The 25,141-nt window shown below is 63.7% G+C and carries 16 protein-coding genes and 1 tRNA gene; 11 read left to right on the top strand and 6 right to left on the bottom strand.

Annotated features, from left to right (window positions below; all coding sequences use genetic code 11):
* The first annotated feature begins 82 nt into the window (after positions 1-82).
* Positions 83-631, top strand: coding sequence for a GNAT family N-acetyltransferase (locus ACODSO_RS09960; protein WP_489036773.1), 549 nt, complete (start codon positions 83-85; stop codon positions 629-631).
* Here ACODSO_RS09960 and ACODSO_RS09955 read toward each other — a convergent pair.
* On the bottom strand, positions 613-1,590 hold the full coding sequence (locus ACODSO_RS09955; RefSeq protein ID WP_489036771.1) for a hypothetical protein: 978 nt from the start codon (positions 1,588-1,590) through the stop codon (positions 613-615). The genes ACODSO_RS09960 and ACODSO_RS09955 overlap by 19 nt on opposite strands.
* A 403-nt stretch (positions 1,591-1,993) precedes the next feature.
* Here ACODSO_RS09955 and ACODSO_RS09950 point away from each other — a divergent pair, with 403 nt between their 5' ends.
* The 5 genes from ACODSO_RS09950 to ACODSO_RS09930 all read left to right on the top strand — a co-directional run bounded on the left by ACODSO_RS09950 (position 1,994) and on the right by ACODSO_RS09930 (position 9,235).
* A complete protein-coding gene (locus tag ACODSO_RS09950; RefSeq protein ID WP_489036770.1) occupies positions 1,994-3,235 on the top strand; it encodes a fatty acid desaturase family protein in 1,242 nt (413 codons plus the stop codon).
* 134 nt (positions 3,236-3,369) lie between these two features.
* Positions 3,370-6,720 carry a bifunctional lysylphosphatidylglycerol synthetase/lysine--tRNA ligase LysX gene (gene lysX, locus ACODSO_RS09945; RefSeq protein ID WP_489036768.1) on the top strand — a complete coding sequence of 1,117 codons (3,351 nt, stop codon included), beginning with the start codon at positions 3,370-3,372 and terminating at the stop codon, positions 6,718-6,720.
* Positions 6,721-7,644, top strand: coding sequence for an alpha/beta fold hydrolase (locus ACODSO_RS09940; protein ID WP_489036767.1), 924 nt, complete (start codon positions 6,721-6,723; stop codon positions 7,642-7,644).
* A 100-nt stretch (positions 7,645-7,744) separates the two neighbouring features.
* Positions 7,745-8,749, top strand: coding sequence for a beta-ketoacyl-ACP synthase III (locus tag ACODSO_RS09935; RefSeq protein ID WP_489036766.1), 1,005 nt, complete (start codon positions 7,745-7,747; stop codon positions 8,747-8,749).
* A gap of 87 nt (positions 8,750-8,836) precedes the next feature.
* Positions 8,837-9,235 (top strand): TIGR03618 family F420-dependent PPOX class oxidoreductase, encoded by a 399-nt coding sequence (locus ACODSO_RS09930; protein ID WP_068379039.1) that lies wholly within the window; start codon positions 8,837-8,839, stop codon positions 9,233-9,235.
* Here ACODSO_RS09930 and ACODSO_RS09925 read toward each other — a convergent pair.
* On the bottom strand, positions 9,232-10,614 hold the full coding sequence (locus tag ACODSO_RS09925) for an MFS transporter (protein ID WP_489036764.1): 1,383 nt from the start codon (positions 10,612-10,614) through the stop codon (positions 9,232-9,234). The genes ACODSO_RS09930 and ACODSO_RS09925 overlap by 4 nt on opposite strands.
* A gap of 82 nt (positions 10,615-10,696) precedes the next feature.
* On the opposite strand from ACODSO_RS09925, the gene ACODSO_RS09920 reads away from it, so the two are divergent.
* The 4 genes from ACODSO_RS09920 to ACODSO_RS09905 all read left to right on the top strand — a co-directional run bounded on the left by ACODSO_RS09920 (position 10,697) and on the right by ACODSO_RS09905 (position 15,574).
* Complete coding sequence (locus ACODSO_RS09920; RefSeq protein WP_489036762.1) at positions 10,697-11,599, top strand: LysR family transcriptional regulator; 903 nt, start codon at positions 10,697-10,699, stop codon at positions 11,597-11,599.
* Between the two features lie 138 nt (positions 11,600-11,737).
* Positions 11,738-12,334 carry a histidine phosphatase family protein gene (locus tag ACODSO_RS09915; protein ID WP_489036918.1) on the top strand — a complete coding sequence of 199 codons (597 nt, stop codon included), beginning with the start codon at positions 11,738-11,740 and terminating at the stop codon, positions 12,332-12,334.
* A gap of 181 nt (positions 12,335-12,515) precedes the next feature.
* A complete protein-coding gene (locus tag ACODSO_RS09910; RefSeq protein ID WP_489036760.1) occupies positions 12,516-13,964 on the top strand; it encodes a phage infection protein in 1,449 nt (482 codons plus the stop codon).
* An 89-nt stretch (positions 13,965-14,053) separates the two neighbouring features.
* Positions 14,054-15,574 (top strand): MFS transporter, encoded by a 1,521-nt coding sequence (locus tag ACODSO_RS09905; RefSeq protein ID WP_068379008.1) that lies wholly within the window; start codon positions 14,054-14,056, stop codon positions 15,572-15,574.
* Here ACODSO_RS09905 and ACODSO_RS09900 read toward each other — a convergent pair.
* The 4 genes from ACODSO_RS09900 to ACODSO_RS09885 form a co-directional block, all read right to left on the bottom strand.
* Complete coding sequence (locus tag ACODSO_RS09900; protein WP_489036759.1) at positions 15,571-16,482, bottom strand: cutinase family protein; 912 nt, start codon at positions 16,480-16,482, stop codon at positions 15,571-15,573. The two genes, ACODSO_RS09905 and ACODSO_RS09900, sit on opposite strands and share 4 nt — an antisense overlap.
* A 326-nt stretch (positions 16,483-16,808) precedes the next feature.
* A complete protein-coding gene (locus ACODSO_RS09895) occupies positions 16,809-18,260 on the bottom strand; it encodes a glutamate synthase subunit beta (protein ID WP_489036758.1) in 1,452 nt (483 codons plus the stop codon).
* Entirely contained in the window at positions 18,253-22,842 is a 4,590-nt protein-coding gene (gltB, locus tag ACODSO_RS09890; protein ID WP_489036756.1) for a glutamate synthase large subunit, read from the bottom strand. The genes ACODSO_RS09895 and gltB overlap by 8 nt, the downstream gene beginning before the upstream one ends.
* 543 nt (positions 22,843-23,385) lie before the next feature.
* Positions 23,386-23,468, bottom strand: a tRNA-Leu gene (locus tag ACODSO_RS09885).
* A 164-nt stretch (positions 23,469-23,632) separates the two neighbouring features.
* Between ACODSO_RS09885 and ACODSO_RS09880 the strand changes: the two genes are divergently transcribed.
* Positions 23,633-25,045 carry an FHA domain-containing protein gene (locus ACODSO_RS09880; RefSeq protein WP_489036754.1) on the top strand — a complete coding sequence of 471 codons (1,413 nt, stop codon included), beginning with the start codon at positions 23,633-23,635 and terminating at the stop codon, positions 25,043-25,045.
* Positions 25,046-25,141 lie beyond the last annotated feature (96 nt).

Here is a 25,141-nt window from a genome sequence, read left to right as displayed (position 1 = left end):
CACTAGCGAATGTCTCTTTCGGTCACCTGAGGTTCTCAGAAAACCAGTCGCTTTGCGAACGAATCCGCCGCACACTGCTGTCATGACGACGACACCGCCCGAGCGCATCGAACTCGACCAACTCGTCATCCGACGCGAAACGGACGACGACGCTCAGAGGGTGGCCGACGCCATCGCGTCGAACATTTCGCGGTTGGCCCCGTGGATGGAGTGGGCCGTCGACAGTGCCGTGAGCGTCGATGCGCAGTGCAGCAGAATTGCCGACGCCGCCGTGCAGTGGAACTCGGGCAGCGTCTACGACTACATCGTCGTCGACCCGTCGAAAAACGAGGTTCTAGGAAAGATCGGTCTCCATCGAACTGCCGAAGACGTACTCGAGATCGGATACTGGTTGACCGGAGCTGCCGAGGGTCGAGGAATTGCGACGAGAGCCAGCTCGGCGCTAACCATGATCGCTGTCGGCATGGACGGAGTCTCTCGCGTCGAAATTCATTGTGATGCAGCGAATGCGCGAAGCCAAGCGGTACCCGAACGTTTGGGGTACCGCTTGGATCGCATCGTCGACCACCCGGTCACCACATCGCACCAGACCGGCAGGCAGATGATCTGGATCTACGAGGCCGCACGGTAGCGGGTGCCGCGCGGTACGGCGACGATGTTGGGACGTGGTCGTTCCTGCGCCCTCCGATACGCGCGACGAAGTTCTTCGATAACTCTCTGTGGTTCTTCTGCAATCATTTTCGGCGTGAAAGCCGTCACGATGACACCATGGCCTTCCGCACCGGCCCGTCGCTTGACGGTCTTTTCGTAATCCGCAGGACTCGCATGGTGTAGGTACGAATCGATTTCGTTGGCAAGCGCCACCTCGTCGAACCACCTGTCTGTGTTCATGATGAACACACCGTCCTCCGTGTACAGATCGACGTTGGTTTGGCTCGGTGGGAGGCCGCTGCGCTCGTACAACTTCTCGGCGTCCACCTCGGCCACGGAATGCGCACCACCGAGAAGTTCATGCAGCGCACGCCGCGGAACAGCGCTTCCTCGGCCGCAACCGTCGTCCAGTTCTGTGAGAAGTGAGCCGACGTCGACGACTCCGCGTTGAACGACCTCGGCGATCAGGGCGATACACGTCCGGCGATCGCGAATTCGCCGGGCCGCGTCGAGCAAGCATCGATCTATCGGTGCTACCGGTAGACCCATTTTGATCGTTGCGGCCGGCATTCGTTCTGTTCGCTCGGTGACGATGAACGACACATCTTTGCGGTGTCGCCCAGGCGGTATCAGTATCAAAATACCTGCCGACGACTTGGACGCACCGAACCCGTGGAGCGCGAGACCAGCCCGGCCACTCAGCATCGAACCGTCGCCGCCGTACATGCTGGCGGCAGTGTCGCGCTGGTGTCGGGACGGTTGACCGTTGTGCAGCAGAATCAGTCCCGGCAAGATTCGCTGCCACGGTCCGCCCGATGTTCTGTCCACGATCGTCTTTGCTCCCACCCCCATCGCCCTGAGTACGGACGTCCTGATGACCCCGTTCTTCGATTTCTGTTGCAGCGCGTAATTGTCGTCTGCCCATCCCCCACGTTTCATGGCACACATAGAAACCCAGGGGTGCGACAAATATGGCTGGTCGACCGCGCCCCTGTGGATAACTTCCTAGGGTGTGGATGAATTCTCGGGTCCATGGAGTGACCGAATGAGACATTCGATTCGCCTACAAGTGACCGAATGAGACATTCGCTACTACGCCGGTGACCGAATGAGACAGTCGCACACTCAGAGTGACCCAGACAGACTTTCGCTCACCCCAAGTGACCGAAACAGACATTCGGTCACTCCAAGGGTGACCCAAACAGACATTCGGTCCCAACCCCACCCCCAGCCCCCACACCCACCCACCCGCTCGACGCCCCGGCCGATGGCCCGTACCGTTGAGGGTGTGTCGGGGGCCACATGGGGGCCCCTGACGCAATGGAACCTGGGGAGGGAAAGCATGGCTATATCGGACATTCAGGAGTACGCCCATCTTACCGAGGCGGATATCGAGGCCTTGGGTGCGGAATTGGACGCTATTCGGCGCGATGTGGAGGATTCACGGGGAGAGCGCGACGCCCGATACATTCAGCGGACCATCACGTTCCAGCGTTCGCTGGTCGTAGCGGGCCGTCTGGTTCTGTTCGCGAGCAGGAAGCGCCCGGCGTGGTTGCTGGGTTCGGCGATGCTCGGGGTCGGCAAGATCATCGAGAACATGGAGCTGGGCCACAACGTGATTCACGGCCAATGGGATTGGATGAATGATCCCGAGATCCATTCGAGCAACTGGGAGTGGGACAACACCTGCCCGTCGTCCGGTTGGAAGCATTCGCACAACTTCACGCACCACAAGTACACCAACATCGTCGGCCTGGACAACGATGTCGGCTACGGCGTCCTGCGTATCACCCGCGACCAGGAGTGGCACCCCAAGTACCTCGCGCAGCCCCTGGTCAACGCGCTTCTCGCTACGTTCTTCGAGTGGGGCGTCGCACTGCATCACCTCGAGACCGACAAGCTTCGTACCGGTGAGGTGAAGTGGGAAGACAAGAAAGAGATGGCGATCGATGTTCTGCGCAAGATCGGCAGGCAGATCGGCAAAGACTACATCCTCTTCCCGTTGCTGACCGGTCCGGCGTGGAAGTCGACATTGACTGCCAACGCGACGGCGAACTTCATCCGCAACTACTGGACGTACGGCGTCATATTCTGCGGGCACTTCCCGGACGGTGCGGAGAAGTTCACGCTCGAGGAGTACGAGACCGAGACTCAGCCGGAGTGGTATCTGCGTCAGATGCTGGGCAGCGCCAACTTCCGGGCCGGCCCCATGCTCGCGTTCATGAGCGGCAACCTCTGCTACCAGATCGAGCACCACCTATTTCCGGACCTGCCGAGCAACCGTTATGCCGAGATTGCGGTCAAGATTCGCGCTCTGTGCGACAAATACGACCTGCCGTACACGACGGGATCGTTGCCGCACCAGTACGGCCAGACGCTCAGGACCATCCTCAAGCTCTCGCTCCCCAACCGATTCCTGTCCGCCACCGCCGACGACGCACCCGAAACATCCTCGGAACTGAAGTTCCGTATCCGCGGTGGCGTGAAGGAAGTGTTCGGCGTCGATCCGGAGACCGGCAAACGTCGTGGTCTGCGGACAGCACTCGCCATCGCCGGCAAGCACACCGCAGTACGTCAGCACTGAGACTGGTACCCGGAAAGGGTGATAACCGCAGTCCACACTCCGAATGGACAGCACTACCCTCGCCGTCGGCGCTACCGTTGCCCTTGGATATGTTGCCCTTGGATATGAGGTAGCGCTGACGGCAGGAGTGGGCATTGACCAGAACTTCGGTCTCGATGGAGGAATCGGAGCACGTCGACAAGCACGTCGAGAAGAAGGCCCCACGAGCGTTCGTGCCGCCCGAACACGGCCCACTTCGACAGGTTCCGCACATCGCCGGGCTCGTCCTCGGAATCTTCGCGGTGCTCGTGTTCCTCTGGAGCCTCTCGCCCGCTCTACGTGTGGTGATTCGGGTTCCCCGCGAGTTCGTCGACAACTACTACTTCGACGCGCCGGATACCTCGCTTGCCTGGGCGCTCGTCGTGGGCCTCACCGCGGCAGCCCTCGCGAGCCGCAAGCGCATCGCGTGGTGGTTCCTGACGGTGTATCTCGTACTCGTCTCGTTGAACAACCTGAGTGAAGGACTCAACGGCAGGGACATCAACGCGTGGGTTGCACTGGGCGTCCACATCGTCATCCTCGGCATCCTCATTGCGGCACGCAAGGAGTTCTACACGCGGGTTCGACGCGGCGCCGCGTGGAAAGCACTCGGGGTTCTGGTGCTCGGCGCGGTGGTCGGCACACTCGTCGGGTGGGGTCTCGTCGCACTGTTCCCCGGCACACTCCCGGAGAGCCAGACGTTCCTGTGGGCGTTCAACCGGGTCACCGCACTCGCGACGGTCGACAACGAGCAGTTCGACGGTCGCCCACACGGATTCGTCAACACCCTCCTGGGTTTGTTCGGCGCACTCGCGCTGCTGGCCGCGGTCGTGACGCTGTTCCGCTCGCAACGCTCGTCGAATGCACTGACCGGCAGCGACGAGTCCGCCCTTCGCGGCCTCCTCGACAAATGGGGAGCAGACGACTCTCTCGGATACTTCGCCACCCGTCGCGACAAGGGCGTCGTCTTCGCGCCGAGTGGAAAGGCCGCGGTGACGTATCGCGTCGAGGTCGGTGTCTGTCTCGCCAGCGGTGATCCCATCGGGAATCCCGAGGCCTGGCCGCATGCCATCGAGGCCTGGCTGGAACTCACCGAGAAGTACGGATGGAGTCCAGCGGTCATGGGCGCCAGCGAAAACGGTGCGACGGCGTTCAAGCGCGCGGGACTCAGCGTCCTCCAACTCGGCGACGAGGCCATCCTTTACACCAAACAGTTCAACGTGAGCGGACGGGAGATGCGCCCGGTTCGCCAGGCCGTCAACCGCGCCCGCAACGCCGGCGTCACGACAACCATCAGGCGTCACCGCGATATCCCGGCGCAGGAGATGGCCGAGATCATCGAGTGCGCGGATAATTGGCGTGACACCGAGACCGAGCGTGGATTCTCGATGGCGCTCGGCCGTCTCGGAGATCCACTCGACGGCGACTGCCTGCTCGTTCAGGCGCGGCAGGACGAGAAGACGGTGGCCGTTCTTTCGCTCGCGCCGTGGGGACGCACCGGCGTGTCACTCGATCTGATGCGACGCGACCCGCAGTCCCCCAACGGGGTCATCGAGCTGCTGGTGACGGACCTGGCGACCGGAGGTGACCAGTTCGGCATTTCCAAGATCTCCCTGAACTTCGCCGTGTTCCGTGCTGTCTTCGAAGAAGGAAGCCGCATCGGTGCTGGTCCAGTGCTTCGCATTTGGCGTTCGGTGCTCGTGTTCTTCTCCCGCTGGTGGCAGTTGGAGGCGCTGTATCGCTCCAACCTCAAGTACCAGCCCGACTGGGAGCCGAGGTACCTCTGCTTCGCCGACAATCGCGAACTTCCCAAGGTCGGCATCGCATCCGCCATCGCCGAGGGATTCCTGACCCTCCCCAGCTTCCGGCGCGCCAGCAAGCACACCGGCAGCCATGTCGCCGTGCCCGCGAACCTCGTCGGAAGCGAGGACATCCACGCGGACGGCAGCGGGCCACGAGGCGGTGGCCTCGATCTGCTCGACGACGAGAAGCCACGGACCGGTCCCAAGCGTCCCGATCAGGTGCGTGTGCGCATCTCCAAGCTGGATCGTCTGACCAGTGAGGGCATCGAAGGCTATCCCGTCGCCCAAGCCCCGACGCATTCCGTCGCCGAGGCTCTTGCCGCACCCCAAGGCACGACAGTCCGAATTGCGGGACGGATACTGCGGATTCGTGACTACGGCGGCGTCGCGTTCGCCCTGGTTCGAGACTGGACCGACGACATCCAAGTGCTCTTCGACCGAGCACAGGTCGGCGAGAGGATGGACAGCTTCGACTCCGACTTCGACCTCGGTGATCTCATCGAGGTCAGCGGAGTGATCGGGCGCAGCAAGAAGGGCGAGTTCTCGCTGCTCGCGTCGGATTGGCGCATGAACGCCAAATGCCTGCACCCCCTGCCGGACAAGTGGAAGGGACTGACCGATCCAGAGTCGCGTGTTCGTCAGCGGTACGTCGATCTCGCGATCAACCGCAGCGCGCGGGAGCTGATGATCGCGCGCAGCAATGTCGTGAAATCCCTGCGTGATTCGCTGTCCGACCGCGGCTACATGGAAGTCGAGACCCCGATCCTGCAGCAGGTGCACGGCGGTGCCAACGCCGCGCCGTTCATCACGCACATCAATGCCTACAACCTCGACCTGTACCTACGCATTGCCCCGGAGCTGTACCTGAAGCGGCTGTGTGTCGGTGGCATGGACAAGGTCTTCGAGATCGGCCGAGTGTTCCGTAACGAAGGCGCCGACTTCAAGCACAACCCGGAGTTCACCATCCTCGAGGCGTACGAGGCGCACAGTGACTACGAACGTGCAATGGTGCTGTGCCGCGAGCTGATTCAGAAGGCGGCCGTGGCCGCACACGGACGGGAGATCGTATTGCGGCCCGACGGCCCCAACGGCGAGATGATCGAGATCGACATCTCGGGTGAGTGGCCGGTCAAGACACTGCACGGAGCCGTCGCGGAAAAACTCGGCATCGACGTCGCGCCGCACACCCCCCTCGAGGACTTGCAGCGCATCTGCGACGAGAACGACATTCCGTACGAAAAGGACTGGGATGCAGGGGCAGTCGCACAGGGAATGTACGAGCACGTGGTAGAGGACTACACCGAGTTCCCGACGTTCTACAAGGACTTCCCGACGTCGATGTCGCCGTTGACCAGACCGCACCGGTCCATCCCCGGCGTCGCCGAGAAGTGGGACCTCGTCGCCTGGGGGGTCGAACTCGGCACCGCCTACAGCGAGCTGACCGACCCGGTCGATCAGCGCCAGCGTCTGACCGAGCAGTCGATGCTCGCGGCAGGCGGCGACGAGGAAGCGATGTCGCTCGACGAGGACTTCCTGCAGGCACTCGAATACGGCATGCCGCCGACCGGCGGCCTCGGCATGGGCGTCGACCGCGTCGTCATGCTCATCACCGGAGGCAGCATTCGGGAGACCCTTGCGTTCCCGCTCGCCAAACCGCGACAGTAGATGTTTCACATGAAACAACGGCTTCACTCGGCCCTGCAGCCGCCGGGGCGCTTCGTGACGGTCGACGGACTCGAGACTCATGTCGTGGTCACCGGCGCCGGCCCGACGGTGGTGCTGTGTGGCGGTCTAGGAGGCAACTGGTTCGACTGGGACGACTGCGCCCGCATTCTGTCGGCGTTTCACACGGTCGTCGTGTTCGACCGGCCCGGATTCGGACTCAGTGAACCGTTCCCGCGCGGGACGACACCGACCGTCGCCGGTGAAGCACACCGGATCCTCGGGGTCCTCGACGTGCTGGAGCTGACGACGCCTGCTGTCGTCGTCGGGCATTCTCTTGCTGGTTTCTACGTGGAGGCGTTCGCTCGGCTCGAGCCAGAGCGGACGGCCGGGGTGCTACTGCTCGATTCAAGTGCCGAGCGCGATCCGTGGGCAGTGATCCCCAAACGTATCCGCGTCGCTGCGGCCTACGGTCTCGCCAGGGTATCCACGGCGAGCGGTATTCAACGTCTCTTGGCGACAACCGTCAGGAAGATTCTGAACCAGTCGATCCCACCCGACGGAATCCCGATCGAGACGTACGACTGGATCGAACAGATCTACCGGACACCGTCGTACCTGGAAGCAGCCCTCGTCGAGGACTTCGTCTATCCGGACATGGCCGCCGAGCTGAACACGATCCGGCGACGGACGTCGATGCCCCAGAAGCAGGAGCGGAGCCTGCGGAGTGACCAGAAGCCAGTGCCCGTGACCGTTGCCGCCGCTCACACCGGCTGCCCGACCCCGTGGGGACGCGCGTGGCTGAACAAGCAGCGACGTCTTGCGCGCTACCTCGACGCGAAGTTCACCGTGGTCGAGCACGCGCATCACCACGCGATGATCGATCAGCCCGCCGAGGTCGCAGGGCTGATCGCCGAACTGGTGTGACATCCGAAACAGCTCGACCCGTAACGTGTTCACCTAGCCCGTGCCCAAGACCCGAGCCGAAGCTCGGCGATGGCACGGTAGCGATGGAGAGGAATGTTGGATGGGTGCGATCAGCACTACGCAGGGCCGGCAGTCGAAAATGCTGGGTCTGGGTGTCCACCGCCCGGAGCGGGTGGTCACCAACGACGAGATCTGTGAGTTCATCGATTCGAGTGACGAGTGGATTCAGACGCGGTCGGGCATCAAGAACCGGCGGTTCGCCGATCCTGAAGAGAACGTCGTGCAGATGTCCATCTCGGCTGGTCGCAAGGCACTCGAGGCGAGCGGCATCTCGGCCGAGCAAGTCGACACCGTCATCGTCGCCACCTCGACGCATCTCGAGCTGACTCCCCAGGCCGCCGCGAAGGTCGCGCACGGACTCGGCACCAAAGGTCCCGCCGCATTCGACATCTGCGCCGGATGTGCCGGCTTCTGCTATGCGTTGGCCGTCGCGTCCGACCTGGTCAAGGCGGGCACCTCGCAGTATGTCCTCGTCATCGGTGCGGAGCAGCTCTCCGTGACCACCGACCCGTACGACCGCACCACGCGATTCATCTTCGCCGACGGCGCGGGTGCTGTCGTCGTCGGACAGAGCGACGAGACCGAGATCGGGCCTGCGGTATGGGGCTCCGACGGTTCACAGGCCGATGCCATCGTCCAGACAACCGACTGGTACGAGTACATCACCACAGAAGGTCTCGAGCGTCCCTGGATCAGGATGAACGGAATCTCCGTCTTCCGCTGGGCGGCCTTCGAAATGGGCAAAGCGGCGCAGCGGGTCCTCGACGCCGCGGGCATCAAGACCGATGAGCTGCACGCGTTCATCCCACATCAGGCCAACAGCCGAATCACCGAGCTGCTGGCCAGAAGCCTGAACCTCGACGAGGAAACTACCGTCGCCAACGACATCGCCGAAACGGGCAACACCTCGGCCGCGTCGATCCCACTGGCGATGGAAGAGCTCCTGCGTACCGGAAAGGCGAAGGCCGGCGACACCGCGCTGCTCCTCGCGTTCGGCGCCGGGTTGTCGTACGCGGGCCAGGTCGTCAAGCTCCCCACGCTGTAGAACATCCGTCGAGATCGAAGTTGTGCTCGAGTTTCACCCGAAACCCGTGCACAACTTCGATCTCGACTCATCGGTAGGCTCGACGGTATGCCGAAGCCACCGTTGCCCGAAGATGCAATCGAAATCCTGAAGAAGCCGAATCCTGCCGTCATGGCCGTCGTTCGCGCTGACGGAACACCGATCACCGCGCCTACCTGGTACCTGTGGGAGGACGGCAAGATCGTGCTGAACTTCCAGGCCGACCGCAAACGCCTCGAGCACATCCGCGGCAATCCGAAGGTCTCGATCTCGGTGCTCGACGAGGCCAGCTGGTACACCCACGTGACCGTGCACGGCACCATCACGCTGCAGGACGATCCTGATCTGGTGGACATCGACCGCATCTCCACCTTCTACACCGGAGACCCGTATCCGGTGCGCGACCAGGCTCGTGTCACCGGCTACCTCGAAATCGACGCGTATGTCGGTTGGGGCAAAGTCGGCTAATGATCTCTCTGCCGGTTGCGGTCACCATCGCGTCGGTGTGCGTGGGGTTCGTTCTGTTCGTGTCCGCTGCTGCGGGCGCCCAACAGAGATGGGATCGCCGACGCGTCATCGCGCTGCTGGTGGTCGCGATCTGCTGCATTTCCGTCGTGCCGTTGACGGTCGCGCTCGTTGCTGCGGTCTGATCCCGCCACACGCATGATCACCGCGGCGAGCACCGCCAGGCCCATCACGAACGACGCCATCGCGGTCCATCCGAACTGCTGGTAGATCACGCCGCCGAACCACCCGACGACGCTCGATCCGCCGTAGTAGAAGAGGTTGTACAGCGACGTGGCCTGCGCTCGGCCGACGATCGCCCGCTGACCGGTCCACCCCGACGCAATGGCGTGCGCTGCGAAGAACCCGATGGTGAGCACGACGAGGCCGACGAGAATCACGACGAGATTGCTGCTGATCGTCAACGCAACGCCCGCGATCATGACGACCGTGGAGCCGGCAAGGACTGGTCCACGGCCACGCTTGACCGCGAGCAGACCGGCGACCCGTGAGGACACCGTTCCGCTCAGATACGCGAAGAATATGAGACTGATGAGCGACTGAGGCAACCCGAACGGCACACCCTCGAGCCTGAACCCGAGGAAGTTGTAGATCGCGACGAAGCCGCCCCTCAGCAGAAAGCCCTGCGCGTACAGCGCGAGCATTCCCGGTTCACGAAGGTTGGCCCACAATCTCGCGCTCAGCGGCGGACCGTCGGACACCCTGCCGAGAAGGCGTCGAGGCTTCGGGGCGAGGAGCAGAAACAGTGCGGCGGCGACGGCAGCAATCACGGACACCGTCAGTGTGCCGATACGCCAGTTCGTGAATTCCGCGACCGGCCCCGCCACGATCCGTCCGAGCAGACCACCGAGCGTCGTGCCCGACACGTAGGTCGCTGCTGCGAGGGCGGTGTGCTTGCGGTGCACTTCTTCGCTGAGGTAAGCGATCGCGATGGCAGGTAGCCCGCCGAGTGCTGCGCCCTCGAAGAAGCGGATCGACAGAAGCACCGGAAGCGACGACGACAGCGGCACGATCAGTCCCAGCACTGTCGCCGTGACGACCGAGATGCTCATCGCTCGTACCCGGCCGATCCGGTCCGCGACCACCGACCACGGCAGCACCGACACCGCGACTCCGACGGTTGCCAGTCCGACGGCGAGGGACGATTGCGACGGCGTGATGGCCAGACTCGATGCGATGAGCGGCAAGATGCCCTGGACCGAATAGAGCTGAGCGAACGTCGCGATTCCCGCGAACAGCAGAGCTGCGACGAGTCGTTTGTACTCGCGAGAGCCGCGGGGGTGGCCCTCCCACTCGAGTGCAGATTCGGTCGTCGAACTCATTGCTGCGACGTTAGGACTCCAAACTACCGACGTCCAATGCATAGACTGGGCTGTTTCGATACGTCAGCGATATGATTCACCGATGCGCGACGAGGCCAGGGATCTGCTACCCCTCATTCCGACGCTCCTCGCAGTCGCCGATACCGAACACATCACCGAGGCCGCAGACCTTCTCGGCATCCCGCAGCCCACCGTCAGCCGCCAGATCGCCAGGGCATCGAACATCCTCGGTGTGGAAATCGTCGAACGACGCGGCCGTGGCATCGCACTGACTACCGCGGGCCGAATCCTGGTGCCGTACCTGCAGCGCGTCGCCGTCGACCTCGAAGCAGGGTTGAACGCCATGAGCGAGCACGACGCCAGAGCCCGCGGGCGCATCTCGATCAGCTTCCAGAACACCCTCGGCGAAGACATCGTGCCGGCGCTGATCAAACAGTTTCGCGGAGACCACCCCGCGGTGACCTTCCAGCTCGACCAGGGGGCGCGTGCACGGTGCCTCGACCGTCTCGACGACGCCGCAGCCGACCTCGCGTTCGTGTCTCTCAGCACGGAGCACACGGCGGCGAACTCGTTCCAGCTCTACGACGAACGTCTGGTTCTCGTCGTACCTGCCGACCACAGGTTGGCAGGCGCGCGCTCGGTGGACCTCGCCGACACGGCCGAAGAGAACTACGTCGCGATGGGTCACGGCTTCGGCATGCGATCGATCTGCGACGAGCTCTGGTCCGACGCGGGGATCGCTCCCGATATTGCCTTCGAAGGCCAGGACATCCACACGTTGCGCGGGCTCGTTGGCGCCGGACTCGGGATCAGCATCCTTCCGCGTATGCGCGGGCAAAGCGGGGAAGCGGTCGAGGTGCGGATCGCGGATCCAGCAGCACGACGGCGCATCGGGATGGTGTGGTCGGCCCGCCAGCACGCGAGCCAGGTCGAGGCGTTTCGGTCGATGGTCATCCGCAGCGGCCGCGGACTTGTGGTCAGGTGATGTGGTTCCGCCGGCTCCGCCAGTGTCCCTAGGTGGCTCCGCCACTAGTCGCACGGTTGAGTGCATCCAGGTGCACTTATTCGTGCCACTGGCGCGGAGCGCCGCAACGTCGAAACCTGGCTGTGGTTGAGTGAGCCCGTGCAGCTGATTCTGGTACGCCACGCGCTTCCACTCCGTTCCGAAGAGTCGGCCGACCCGCCGCTCGCCGAACTCGGGCATCAGCAGGCAGCACGGATTCCCGACGCCCTGGCGCGGTTCGGCGTCGCGCGTACCGTCGCCAGCACCCAGTTGCGCGCACTGCAGACCGGGACCTCGCTCGCCGCCGACCGCGGTCTACGGCTCGATTCCGACGAACGCCTCACCGAGTACGACCGCGACTTCGGCGGCTACATCCCCATCGAGGACGCACGCACCGAGTTCGCCGACGCATTCGCGCGCATCAAGGACGGCCACCTCCCAGAGCAGGTCGACGAGGTGGCTTTCCGCACTCGTGTCCTCGAGGGGATTGCGGCGGCGGTCGACGGCGTCGAACACACCGATACGGTCGCCGTGTTCGCACACGGAGGTGTCATCAACATCGTGCTGCAGGACATCCTGACGACGCCGAAGGTGCTCGGGTTTCCGATCGACTACTGCTCGATCACGCGAATCCTGTACTCACGCAACGGTAAACGCTCGGTCGCGTCGATCAACGAGACCCAACACGTGTGGGATCTGCTGCCGCGCAACCGCTAGAAATACTCCCCGGATGTGCGCAGGAAGGCGTCCTCGGCGCACAATCGGGGGGTAGATTTCCCCGCCGACCGCCAGATCCTCATAGACCTCTTAAAGTGCCAGCTCACACCGCCAATTCGGCCGGATATGCGCGGTGAGCTGGTCGAAGGGCCGCCGAGCGCCGGTTAGCCTCAGAACCACTATGGGTAAATTCCGCGTTCTCCGCAGGCCGTCCGCTGCTCTCGTCGCCATCGCTTTTCCGCTGGTGGCTGCCGGTGCGTTCGCGCTCGGCGCGGGATACGACCTGAGCCCTGCCACCGAAACGCAAACGGCGCCCGAGGCAACCGCCCAGCCCACCGCGACAGGTGACCCGCTGGCGGAATCGAGGAGCAGCCTGCAGGAAGCCGGTCTACCCCTCAGCTTTCTGGCCGGGGGCATCACGCAGCTGACCGACGGCGGCAATCAGCTCAACGACGGCGTCGTGCAGCTCGCCGACGGCATCACCCAGGCTCACGACGGCACAATTCAACTCGCCGATGGTTTCGGCCAGTACCGCGACGGCATCGGCCAGCTCGGCGACGGCGCGTCCCAGATCAGTGGAGGCGTCGACCAGCTCGTCGACCGCTTGTCTGCGTTCGGCGCGCAGCAGGCCGAGTTCACGGCCGCGCTGGACGCCGCAGCCGCCCAGGTCGACGCCTTTCCCCACCCCGGATCCGACGCCATCTCCGGTCAGATCCGCGGTGTCGTCGACACCCTGAACACGCAGGGGTTCGGGCCGTCGACTCTCGCGGACCTGCAGACCCTCAAGAGCGGTGCGCAACAGCTGTCCGGCGAGCTCAACGACCCCTCCAGCCAATTCCTGACGGCGACCGGCCAGCTCGGCGACGCGACCGTGCAGCTTCGTGACGGACTCGGGCAGCTCGACGACGGTGGCGGCCAACTCCGCGCCGGAACCGACCAGCTCATCACCGCGGTGGAACCCGTCACGGGCATCGTCGACGGCATTTCCACCAATGTCCAGGACGCGACCACCGGGCTTCCGACGGCGAAGGAACTGTCTGCGACGGACTCTGCCGTTGCCGTCGCTCCCGCCGCCACGTCCAGCACGCCCGTCGCGCCCTACCTCATCGCCGCTCTCGTCGCCGTCGGAGCGATCGGCGCCGTCAGCCTGGTACGAGTGTTGAGCCGCGACTCCCGCTTCCGCTGGATCGCCGCCGCCGTCGCAATCCTCGCCGTGGGAGTCTGCGCGGCACTGGCATTCGCATTCACGGCTCCGGAAGCCGGAATCGGGGCACTGCTGGCCGCAGGCATCTTCCTCGTCGTATCCGCCGCTGCCTACCTCACGGCTGCAGGTGCGATCCAACGTCTACTCGGCGCCACCGTCGGACAAGCCGTCAACGTCGCGCTACTTGTCATCCAAGTGGTCGTCTGCGGCGCCGCCTACGCGAGCAGCGCAGCGATCTGGGGACACCTGTCGGCCTTCATGCCGATGGCATACACCGCCGCCGGCGCCCGCGAGGTCGGCTACTCGGCCATGACGTCGACCGGCTGGCTTGCCATCGCCTTGACGGTCGTACTGCTGGTGGTCTCGGCGTTCGTCTACCGAGCTACGGACGCCTCCCGCGAGACGGTCGCACCCGACTACGCGTAGCCCTCGTCTCGAGCACCCTGAAGCCCCGACGGTACCGTCAGGTACGTATTCGTATCGCCACATCGTCATGGTCGAGAAGAAGGGGAGTCGTGAACGAGAAGGCTACGCGCAAGGACTGGCTCGGACTGAGTGTCCTCGTCATTCCCATCCTGCTCGTATCGATGGACATCTCGGTGCTCTACCTGGCGCTTCCCGCCGTCGCCGCCGATCTCGAACCCACCAGCAATCAAACCCTGTGGATCCTCGATCTTTACGGATTCTTCCTCGCCGGGTTGCTCATCACGATGGGCTCTGTCGGCGACCGCATCGGTAGACGCAGGTTGTTGATGATCGGCGCGGTCGTATTCGGCGCCGCGTCGGTGTTGGCCGCGTTCTCGACGTCCCCCGAAATGCTGCTGGTTGCGCGCGCACTCCTCGGCGTCGGCGGGGCCACGATCGCACCGAGCACGCTGTCCTTGATTCGCAACATGTTTCATGATCCCGCCCAACGCAAAGAAGCAATCGGATTGTGGACGGCGGGCTTCGCCGGTGGTGGTGCCATCGGTCCGGTGATCGGCGGATTCCTGCTCGAACACTTCTGGTGGGGATCGGTGTTCCTCGTCAACATTCCGGTCATGGCTCTACTGCTGGTCAGCGCACCACTACTCGTCCCGGAGTTCAAAGATCCGAATCCAGGCAAATTCGATCCGATCAGTGTCGTGCTATCGATAGCGGCGATGCTCGGCATTGTCTACGCGATCAAACATGGCGCCCAGGAGGGATTCGACGCTGCAACGATTTCCACAGCACTCGGAGGTCTGGTACTCGGCTACTTCTTCGTCGACAGACAGCGGCGTGCCACCGATCCCCTCATCGACATCACACTGTTCGCGGAAAGAGCGTTCAGTGCAGCAGTTCTCGTACAGTTCCTGGTGATCTTCGCCCTCACCGGGTTCAGCCTGTTCGCCTCGCAATACCTGCAACTTCTGGTGGGCCTCGGGCCGTTGGCCGCCGGACTGTGGTTGTTGATTCCTGCGGGCACTGCCGGGCTGGGTGCAGTCCTTTCCCCGACGCTGAGCAAAATCGTCCCGACGGGCACCATCATCGCCGGTGGGCTTGTGCTCATCGCGGTCGGTTCGCTGACACTGAGCTTCGTAGGAACCAACTCCGGCATACCGTTGCTGATCACCGGAATGTCACTCATCACGCTCGGTGTCGGCGCTGCATCGACCTTGAATTCCGACATCGTCCTCACCGCCGCAGCTCCCGAAAAGGCCGGCACGGCATCGGCATTGTCCGAGACAGGCGCCGAGTTGGGTGGTGCCGTCGGCATTGCCATCCTCGGCACGATCGGCACTACGGTCTACCGCAACGGCCTCCAGGATTCACTCCCCCCGGAGACTCCCCCCGAGATCGCTGGTCCCGCGTCGGAAACTGTCGGAGGCGGCATGGCCGTCGCCGAGTACCTGCCCCCGCCGTTGAACGACGCCCTCCGCGAACTCGCCGCATCGAGCTTCATCGACGGCTTGAACCTCGCAGCGGCCTGGTGTGCAGCAGGTATGGGGATATCCGCGTTCGTCGTCTACCTGCTGTTGCGCGGCAAGCGGTTACAGCCGCACATGGCTGACTAGATGCTGTCCCGCAGGTAGTTCGCGAGCCACGACGTTGCACTGGTTCCGTTGGAATCGACGGCGTACGAACCATATTCCTGGTGGACACCGGATCGGTAGAACGCCTCGATCTCACGTCTGCGTTGCGCGTTCGCCTGATCGGACAGTTGGCCCTGCAGTACCGGCAGGCCACCTGCCGACGCGATGTCGCCCAGTAGGACTTCCGCGTCCTGCTGCGCCTGCGCGGCGACAGCCGGATTCGGGTCGGAGGACACCGCCAGGAACCCGGCGAGCCGGGCGACGTAGTCGTCCTTGGGCGTCGAGCAGTACAGGTCACCGACCGCGCAGAACGTACGCACGACCGGGCTGACGAAGCCGAATCCTCCGACGCGGGGGCCACCGACTCCGGTACCGACTACCTGAGGCCCGACGAGTGCGTCCGCGTCGGAGCGCTTGGGATCGGAGATCAATCCCACCGCAACAACGCGATCCGCAGGCACTACGCCGAGACCGGTACCGATGGACGCCGCCAGGTCTCCTGCTGCGTCGGCACCTTGGCTGTAGCCGATGATGCCGAATTTGGTTGCGCCGCACTGATCGGCCATCGCCTTGATCATGCCGCCCGCGTTGGCAGTCGCCACTGCACGGGATTCGCCGTAGATTCCGCCCTCCCACGGGAACGCCGTAGCGGGGTAGGACACGTAGTCGGTTCGGATATCGGAACCGGCGATTCGATCGGTGACCGCAGTCAACATGCCTGGCTTCGGTGCCGCCCCCGAACTGGTCTCCCATGTGCCAGGGATCGCAACGACGTACAGGCCTGGGCAGGACGCTGGATCCGCCGATGCTGTGACGGTGGGCAGGATGGAGACACCTGCAACAACGGCCACGACCGATCCGATGGTGGCGACGAACTTCTTCACGCGCATGATGCGGCCTCACTGCTTAGCGGACTATCGACTTCGCAGGCGAGGTTTCCACGCTTCGATGTCGAAACGATGCCCAATCGGTAAACAGAGGTTACCCAAAACTATGAGCATGCATACACCGAGACGAAAACGAGGTTATGGCACGGCAAAACGTGCACATGGCACGGTGCTCCGCCGATCGCTTGAATGGTCCATTCATACGATCAGATGGCTGGAAAGTCCCATTCAAGCGGCCAGAATGCGGACGACCCACCGCTCGAATGGTCCATCCATACGATCAGATGGCTACGGAAGACCATTCAAGCGGTGGTCGGCGTACGAGAGAACTACCGCTGCGGCGCCTGAGTGGGGACGATCGGCGAGGGCAGCGCGGTGACTCCCTGCAGGAACGTGTCGACGGCGGCCGCGCAGGACCGGCCTTCGGCGATTGCCCAGACGATGAGTGACTGGCCGCGGCCCATGTCACCCGCGACGAAGACACCGGGAACGTTGGTGACCCACTCGTTGGTGCGCTTGACGTTGCCGCGCTCATTGAGATCGACACCGAGATCGGTCAGCAGACCGGGCTTCTCGGGTCCGACGAAGCCCATGGCCAACAGCACGAGATCGGCTTCGAGGGTGAACTCGCTGCCCTCGATCTTCTCGAACTTGCCGGCCTTGAACTCGACCTCGTGAGCTTCGAGCGCGGTGACCTTGCCGTCCTTGCCGAGGAAACGCTCGGTGTTGACCGAGAACACGCGCTCGCCGCCCTCTTCGTGCGCCGACGCCACGCGATACATCAGCGGGTACAGCGGCCACGGCGTCGAGGTCGCGCGCTCTTCCGGCGGGCGAGCCATGATCTCGAACTGGTGGACGCTCTCCGCGCCCTGGCGGTGCGAGGTGCCGAGGCAGTCCGCGCCGGTATCGCCGCCGCCGATGATGACGACCTTCTTGCCCTTGGCGCTGACGGGGGGCTCGGCGAAGTCGCCCTGCTGCACACGATTGGCGTGCGGCAGGAATTCCATTGCCTGGTAGATGCCCTCGTTCTCGCGACCCTCGATCGGAAGGTCACGCCACGCGGTGGCTCCACCGGACAGCACGACTGCATCGAACTGCGCGCGAAGCTCGTCGGCCGAGATGTCCTTGCCGACGTCGACGCCGGTACGGAACACCGTGCCCTCGGCCTCCATCTGTGCCAGACGACGGTCGATGTGGCGCTTCTCCATCTTGAACTCGGGAATGCCGTAGCGAAGCAGGCCACCGATGCGGTCGGCACGCTCGAACACCGTGACGGTGTGGCCAGAGCGCGTGAGTTGCTGCGCTGCAGCGAGTCCCGCAGGTCCGGAGCCGACGACGGCGACGGTCTTACCGGTCAAGTGCGTCGGGTAGACCGGGGTGACCCAGCCTTCCTCGAAAGCCTTGTCGATGATCTCGACCTCGACCTGCTTGATCGTCACCGGATCCTGGTTGATGCCAAGAACACACGACGCTTCACACGGCGCCGGACACAACCGACCGGTGAACTCCGGAAAGTTGTTGGTGGCGTGCAGCCGGTCGATGCTCTCGCGCCACCGGTCCTTGAACACCAGGTCGTTCCACTCGGGAATGAGATTTCCGAGCGGGCAACCGTTGTGGCAGAACGGGACACCGCAGTCCATGCATCGACTCGCCTGGGTCCGCAGTGTGTCCTTGGAGAAGTCCTCGTAGACCTCTTTCCAGTCCATCAGCCGCAGGTCGACGGGACGCCGCTTCGGCAGTTCACGAACGGTGTGCTTCAAGAATCCTTGTGGGTCACCCACGAGCTGCCTCCATGATTGCCTCGTCCACGTCCGCGCCGTTCTTCTCGGCTTCGGAAATGGCGAGCAGTACCTTCTTGTAATCGCGCGGCATGACCTTCACGAAGTGGTTCACCTGCTGTGACCAATCCGCGAGGATTCGCTCTGCGACCTCGGATCCCGTCTCGTCCTGATGACGTGTGACAATTTCTTTGAGCCAGGTGAACTCGTCACCCTCGATGCCCTCGATGTCGACGAGCTCGGTGTTCAGGTTCGCCTCGAACGTCTTGTTCGGATCGAAGACGAACGCGACGCCGCCGGACATGCCGGCACCGAAGTTACGTCCGGTCTCACCGATGATGACGATCTTGCCGCCCGTCATGTACTCGCAGCCGTGGTCGCCGACGCCTTCCACGACGGCCACCGCTCCCGAGTTACGTACGGCGAAACGTTCCCCGACGACACCGCGGATGAGTGCCTCACCCTGCGTCGCACCGAACAGGAAGACGTTTCCGCCGATGATGTTGTCCTCGGCGACGAATCCCGCCGGGGCGTCGAGCGACGGGCGCAGAACGATGCGTCCGCCCGACAGACCCTTGCCGACGAAGTCGTTGGCGTCGCCGTGCAGCCTCAGCGTCATACCCGAGGGCACGAACGCACCGAAGCTATTGCCTGCCGAACCGGTGAACGTGATGTCGATCGTGTTGTCGGGCAATCCGACTCCGCCGTACGCCTTGGTCAGCTCGTGCCCGAGCATGGTGCCGACCGTGCGGTTGACGTTGGTGATCTTCGATTCGAAGGTCACCTTCTCGCCCTTGTCGAGAGCGTTGCGACTCTGCGCGATGAGCTGCTGATCGAGAGCCTTGTCGAGTCCGTGATCCTGAACGCCCGTGTTGTAGAGGTCCTGGTTCATGAACGCCGACTCGACCTCGTCGAGGATCGGCGACAAGTCCAGCTTCGACGCCTTCCACGCTTCCTTGGCCGCTGTGGTGTCGAGCAACCCGACCTGGCCGACGGCTTCGTCGAGCGTGCGGAAGCCGAGTTGGGCCATGAGCTCACGAACCTCTTCGGCGATGAACATGAAGAAGTTCTCGACGAACTCGGGCTTGCCCGCGAAACGCTTGCGCAGCACCGGGTTCTGCGTCGCGACGCCGACCGGACAGGTGTCGAGGTGACAGACACGCATCATGATGCAGCCCGATACGACGAGAGGTGCGGTGGCGAAACCGAACTCCTCACCACCGAGCAGCGCGGCGACCATGACGTCGCGGCCGGTCTTGAGTTGGCCGTCGACCTGAACGACGATGCGATCGCGAAGTCCGTTGAGCAGCAACGTCTGCTGGGTCTCGGCGAGCCCGAGCTCCCACGGTCCACCTGCATGCTTGACCGACGTCAACGGTGTGGCACCGGTGCCACCGTCGTGACCCGAGATGAGCACCACGTCGGCGTGCGCCTTGGAGACACCCGCGGCCACCGTTCCGACGCCGACCTCGGAGACGAGCTTGACGTGGATGCGAGCCTGCGGGTTGGCGTTCTTCAGATCGTGGATCAGCTGAGCGAGATCCTCGATCGAGTAGATGTCGTGGTGCGGCGGCGGCGAGATCAGGCCGACGCCAGGCGTCGAGTGCCGAACCTCGGCAACCCACGGGTACACCTTGTGCGCCGGAAGCTGGCCGCCTTCACCGGGCTTCGCGCCCTGCGCCATCTTGATCTGGATGTCGGTGCAGTTGGTCAAGTAGTGCGAGGTGACACCGAAGCGTCCCGACGCGACCTGTTTGATGGCCGAGCGTCGCCAGTCACCGTTCTCGTCCGGCTCGAACCGTGAGACGTCCTCGCCGCCCTCACCGGAGTTGGAACGGCCGCCGAGTCGGTTCATCGCGATCGCCAGTGTCTCGTGTGCCTCGGCGGAGATCGAGCCGTAGCTCATTGCACCCGTCGAGAAGCGCTTGACGATCTCCGACGCCGGTTCGACCTCGTCGATCGAGATCGGCTGACGATCCTCGGTCTTGAAGCGGAACAGTCCACGCAGCGACGCGAGGCGCTCGGACTGGTCGTCGACCATCTTCGTGTATTCCTTGAAGACGTCGTACTGACCCGTGCGAGTGGAGTGCTGAAGCTTGAACACGGTGTCGGGGTTGAAGAGGTGGTACTCCCCTTCCCGACGCCACTGGTACTCGCCGCCCGTCTCGAGCTCGCGGTGTGCGCGCTCCTGACGGTTGGTCAGGTAGGCGACGGCGTGGCGAGCGGCCACGTCCTGTGCGACCTGCTCGAGGTCGATGCCACCGAGGTGGCTGTTGAGGCCGGTGAAGTACTCGTCGACGAGATCCTGGGACAGGCCGATGACCTGGAACAGTTGCGCGCCGGTATAGGACGCCAGCGTCGAGATGCCCATCTTGGACATCACCTTGAGCACACCCTTGCCTGCGGCCTTGATGTAGTTGGCGACGGCCTTGTCGAACTCGATGTCGGTGAGGGCGCCGCGTTCGATCATGTCCTCGATGGACTCGAATGCCATGTACGGGTTGACCGCTGCGGCACCGAATCCGATGAGCAGTGCCATGTGGTGCACCTCGCGGGCGTCACCGGCTTCGATGATCAAACCGACCTTGGTACGGGTCTTCTCGCGCACGAGGTGGTGGTGCACCGCGGAGGTCAGCAGCAACGACGGAATCGGTGCGAGCTTCTCGCTCGACTCACGATCGGACAGCACGATGATGCGTGCGCCGCCCGAGATCGCCGCGGAAACCTGTGTACGGATGGCCTCCAACGACGCGCGCAGGCCCTCGCCGCCTTCGGCAACCGGATACAGACCGCGGACGACGACCGAACGCAGCTCTTCCTGGGTGCCGTCGTCGTTGATGTGGACGAGCTTGGACAGGTCGTCGTTGTGCAGGATCGGCTGTGGGAGCACGATTTGCTTGCACGCATCGGGACCTGGATTGAGGAGGTCGCCCTCGGGTCCGATGGTGCCGCCGAGGCTCGTGACGATCTCCTCGCGGATTGCGTCGAGCGGCGGGTTGGTGACCTGTGCGAAAAGCTGCGAGAAGTAGTCGAACAGCATCCGCGGACGCGTCGAAAGCACCGCGATCGGCGTGTCGGTACCCATCGAGCCGATGGCCTCGGCCCCGGTCTTCGCCATCGGCGAGACGAGTACGTTCAGTTCCTCGTTGGTGTACCCGAAGATCTGCTGACGGATCAGCACACGGTCGTGCGGCATGTGGACGTGCGGGCGATCCGGCAGGTCGTCGATCGAGGTCAGACCCTCGTCGAGCCACTGCTGGTACGGGTGCTCGGCGGCGAGTTCGTCCTTGATCTCGTCGTCGGAGACGATGCGACCCTGCGCGGTGTCGACGAGGAACATGCGGCCCGGCTGCAAGCGAACCTTGCGGACGACCTTCGACGGATCGATGTCGAGGACGCCGACCTCGGACGCCATGACGACGAGACCGTCGTCGGTGACCCAGAGACGGCTCGGGCGAAGACCGTTGCGGTCGAGAACTGCACCGATGACGGTGCCGTCGGTGAAGCACACCGAGGCCGGTCCGTCCCAGGGCTCCATGAGCGAGGAGTGGTACTTGTAGAACGCCCGACGGGCGGGATCCATGGACTCGTGACGCTCCCATGCTTCGGGAATCATCATGAGGACGGCGTGCGGCAGGCTACGTCCACCGAGGTGGAGCAGCTCGAGTACCTCGTCGAAACGTGCTGTGTCACTTGCGCCGTGCGTGACGACGGGGAAGATCTTGGCCAGCGACTCGGGGCCACCGAACACGTCGGACTCGATGAGGGCCTCGCGGGCACGCATCCAGTTCTCGTTACCGGTTGCGGTGTTGATCTCGCCGTTGTGCGCGACGCGACGGAACGGATGCGCGAGCGGCCACGACGGGAACGTGTTGGTCGAGAAGCGCGAATGCACAAGTCCCAGAGCGCTTTCGACGCGTTCGTCCTGCAGATCCAGGTAGAAGCCCTTGAGCTGCGGCGTCGTCAGCATGCCCTTGTAGACAAAGGTGGAGGGTGAGAGCGACGGGAAGTACACCGTCTCGCGGCCGGGACCGTCCTTGCCTGCGCCTTCTTCACCCAACTCGTGCTCGACGCGCTTACGAATGACGAACGCACGTCGCTCGAGTTCGATGTCGGTAACGGAGAGATCGGGAGAGGCGAAGAACAGCTGACGGAACGTCGGCATCGCGTCGCGCGCGAGCGCCCCGAGAGAGGAGTCGTCGGTGGGAACATCACGCCACCCGAGGACCTTCATGCCCTCGTCTTCGACGATCTGTCGCACGCCTTCGCACGCACGGGCCGCGTCGTTCTTTCCTTGCGGAAGGAAAGCGACTCCGGTGGCATATGCGCCTGCTGCGGGCAGCTCGAAATCCACGACGGCGCGGAAGAACGCGTCCGGTACCTGGATCAGGATTCCGGCGCCGTCACCGGTGTTTGGCTCGGAGCCGGCGGCGCCCCGATGTTCGAGATTGACCAGCGCAGTGATGGCCTTCTCGACGATGTCTCGACTACGACGACCATGCATGTCCACGACGAACGCGACACCACAGGAGTCGTGTTCGTTTCGGGGGTCGTAGAGGCCTTGGGGGCCCGGAGTGTGCTTCATACCTAGCCTTCGGATAAGTCAAGCCTTCAAGTACGTCGCAGCGGCGCGGCACGGATCGCCGGCCGTCGCGGACGGCTATATTGGGTGCCGTTCGCCGTTGAAGCAGCACCCCCGAAAACGATCTTCGGCTAACGTCGAGCAGGTGAGCTCGTTCGCAGCGCGCAAGCGTCTAGCGGGTGGATTCGGCATCGGGTACGCCGGTCCAACCACAAACGATAAGTCAGCACCTAGCCCACCCCGCAACTAAGGTATACCTAAATCTAGCTTTCACCTGGCGTTTCTCGAAGATCGCGTGGGGGTCGAGAGGCGAATTTTGTCAGACCAGTTCGGCGAGCAGGTTCGTCGTTCGAATGTGATTGCTGCGGTGGGGAACTGACCGCTCGGGACCGAGCGTCCGAACTCGGACCGTGCCACGGGCCGGAACGGCGGATCATGCCGATGAAAAAAGCCGCAAACGACGACGATTCCGTGTGCCACGGAAGTACATCGTTTGCGGCTGAAAACTCTGCTGTGACCAAAACTCTGCTGTGACCATAACTACTGTGGGCGGAGGGGGACTTGAACCCCCACGTCCCGAAGGACACTGGCACCTGAAGCCAGCGCGTCTGCCATTCCGCCACCCGCCCGAGTGACCGGTGAACATTAACACGCACATCCGGCGGCGATGAAATCGCGCTCGTGCTTCCCCTCCAGCGGGGACTGACCGCAACCGGCAACGTATATCATGCTTGGACGACGACCTCGAGGCGACACGCGCTCGTGGCAGAAGAGTTCGGGAGGAGTGGTCACCATGGGCATTGTCCAGCGTTTCGAGCGAAAGCTGCAGGGCGCGGTCGGTGACGTGTTCGCCCGTGTGTTCGGCGGCGGCGTGGTTCCGCAGGAAGTGGAAGCTGCGCTTCAGCAGGAAGCTGCCGACCGAGTCAGGCCACTCGACGGTGGCCATTTGCTCGCACCCAACAGTTATGTGATCACCATCAACAGTTCCGATCACGAAGAACTGGCCGCCGATCGGGATCTGACCGTCAAAGCCTTCTCCCGCCACCTCGGGGACTACATCCGTGACCAGGGGTGGCAGACCTACGGTGACATCGTGGTTCGGTTCGAGCCCTCACCTACTTTGCACACGGGCCAATTCCGGGCCAGTGGTTCAGTGGATCCCGATGTGGGACGATCACCGACTGCGGCCGGCGGCAGCAACCCACCGAAGAATCACACTGCGGCACCACGAGCTTCCACACCCGCGGAGGCTGCAGCACCCGGTCCGCGACCCGCGCGCCCGTCAGCACCACCTATGTCGACATCAGGAGCCGGCCCCATGACGCAGAACCCAGGCTACGACCCGCACCGCGATCCAGCCGAAGGCTCTCGCCCTGATCCGCGTGCCCGAAACGGCTACCCAGCTCAGGGCCAGGACCCCCGCTACGCTCCGCAGAACCGTGACCCGCGCGCATATGGCCAGGACCAGGGCTACCGCAACGGAGCATCACACGGGGGCGAACCCTACGGGGCACCGGCACCGGCCGCGGAAGGTCAGTACGACCAGCAGGCCTACGGTCAGGGCTACCAGGCGCAGCCGTACAACGATCAGGGCTACGACCAGCAGGCGTACGACCCGCAGGCATACGGCCAACAGCCATACGCAGAACCCGGCTACGACCAGGGTGGGCAGAGCGGTCAGGCTTACTCCGACCCCGCTTACGGACAGCAGGGCTACGACCAGCAGGCATACGGCCAACAGGCGTACGCCGAGCCGGAGTACGACCAGCAGGCATACGCCGAACCCGCCGGCTACCAGCAGCAACCGGCATACGACTACCCGCCGCAGCAGAGCGGTTACCAGCAGGGCCAGTACGCCACCGCTGGATACCAGCAACCCGCCTACGACTACGAAGAGCCCGCGTACGCCGACAGCCAGGGTCTGACCGCGACACTGCAGCTCGAAGACGGCAGTGGCCGCTACTTCCAGCTTCGCGACGGTCAGAACATCATCGGTCGCGGTCAGGACGCCCAGTTCCGTCTCCCCGACACAGGTGTGTCGCGTCGCCACGTCGAGGTCCGCTGGGACGGACGTGTAGCCATGCTGTCGGACCTTGGTTCGACCAACGGCACCACGGTCAACGGCTCACCGGTTCAGGACTGGCAACTGGCCGACGGCGACGTCATCAGGGCCGGACACTCCGAAATTCTCGTCCGCATCGTTTAACCGAGGTCACCAGTATGGTGATCGACACACGCAGCTTCACTCTAGGATGCTGCGTGAGAAGTCGTGTCGCCTCGCGTGCGCATAATTGGGGAAATA

Source organism: Rhodococcus sp. FG69, assembly GCF_057808915.1.
The sequence above is the reverse complement of the archived record's forward strand: the minus strand, read 5'-3'. Positions and strand labels throughout refer to the sequence as shown.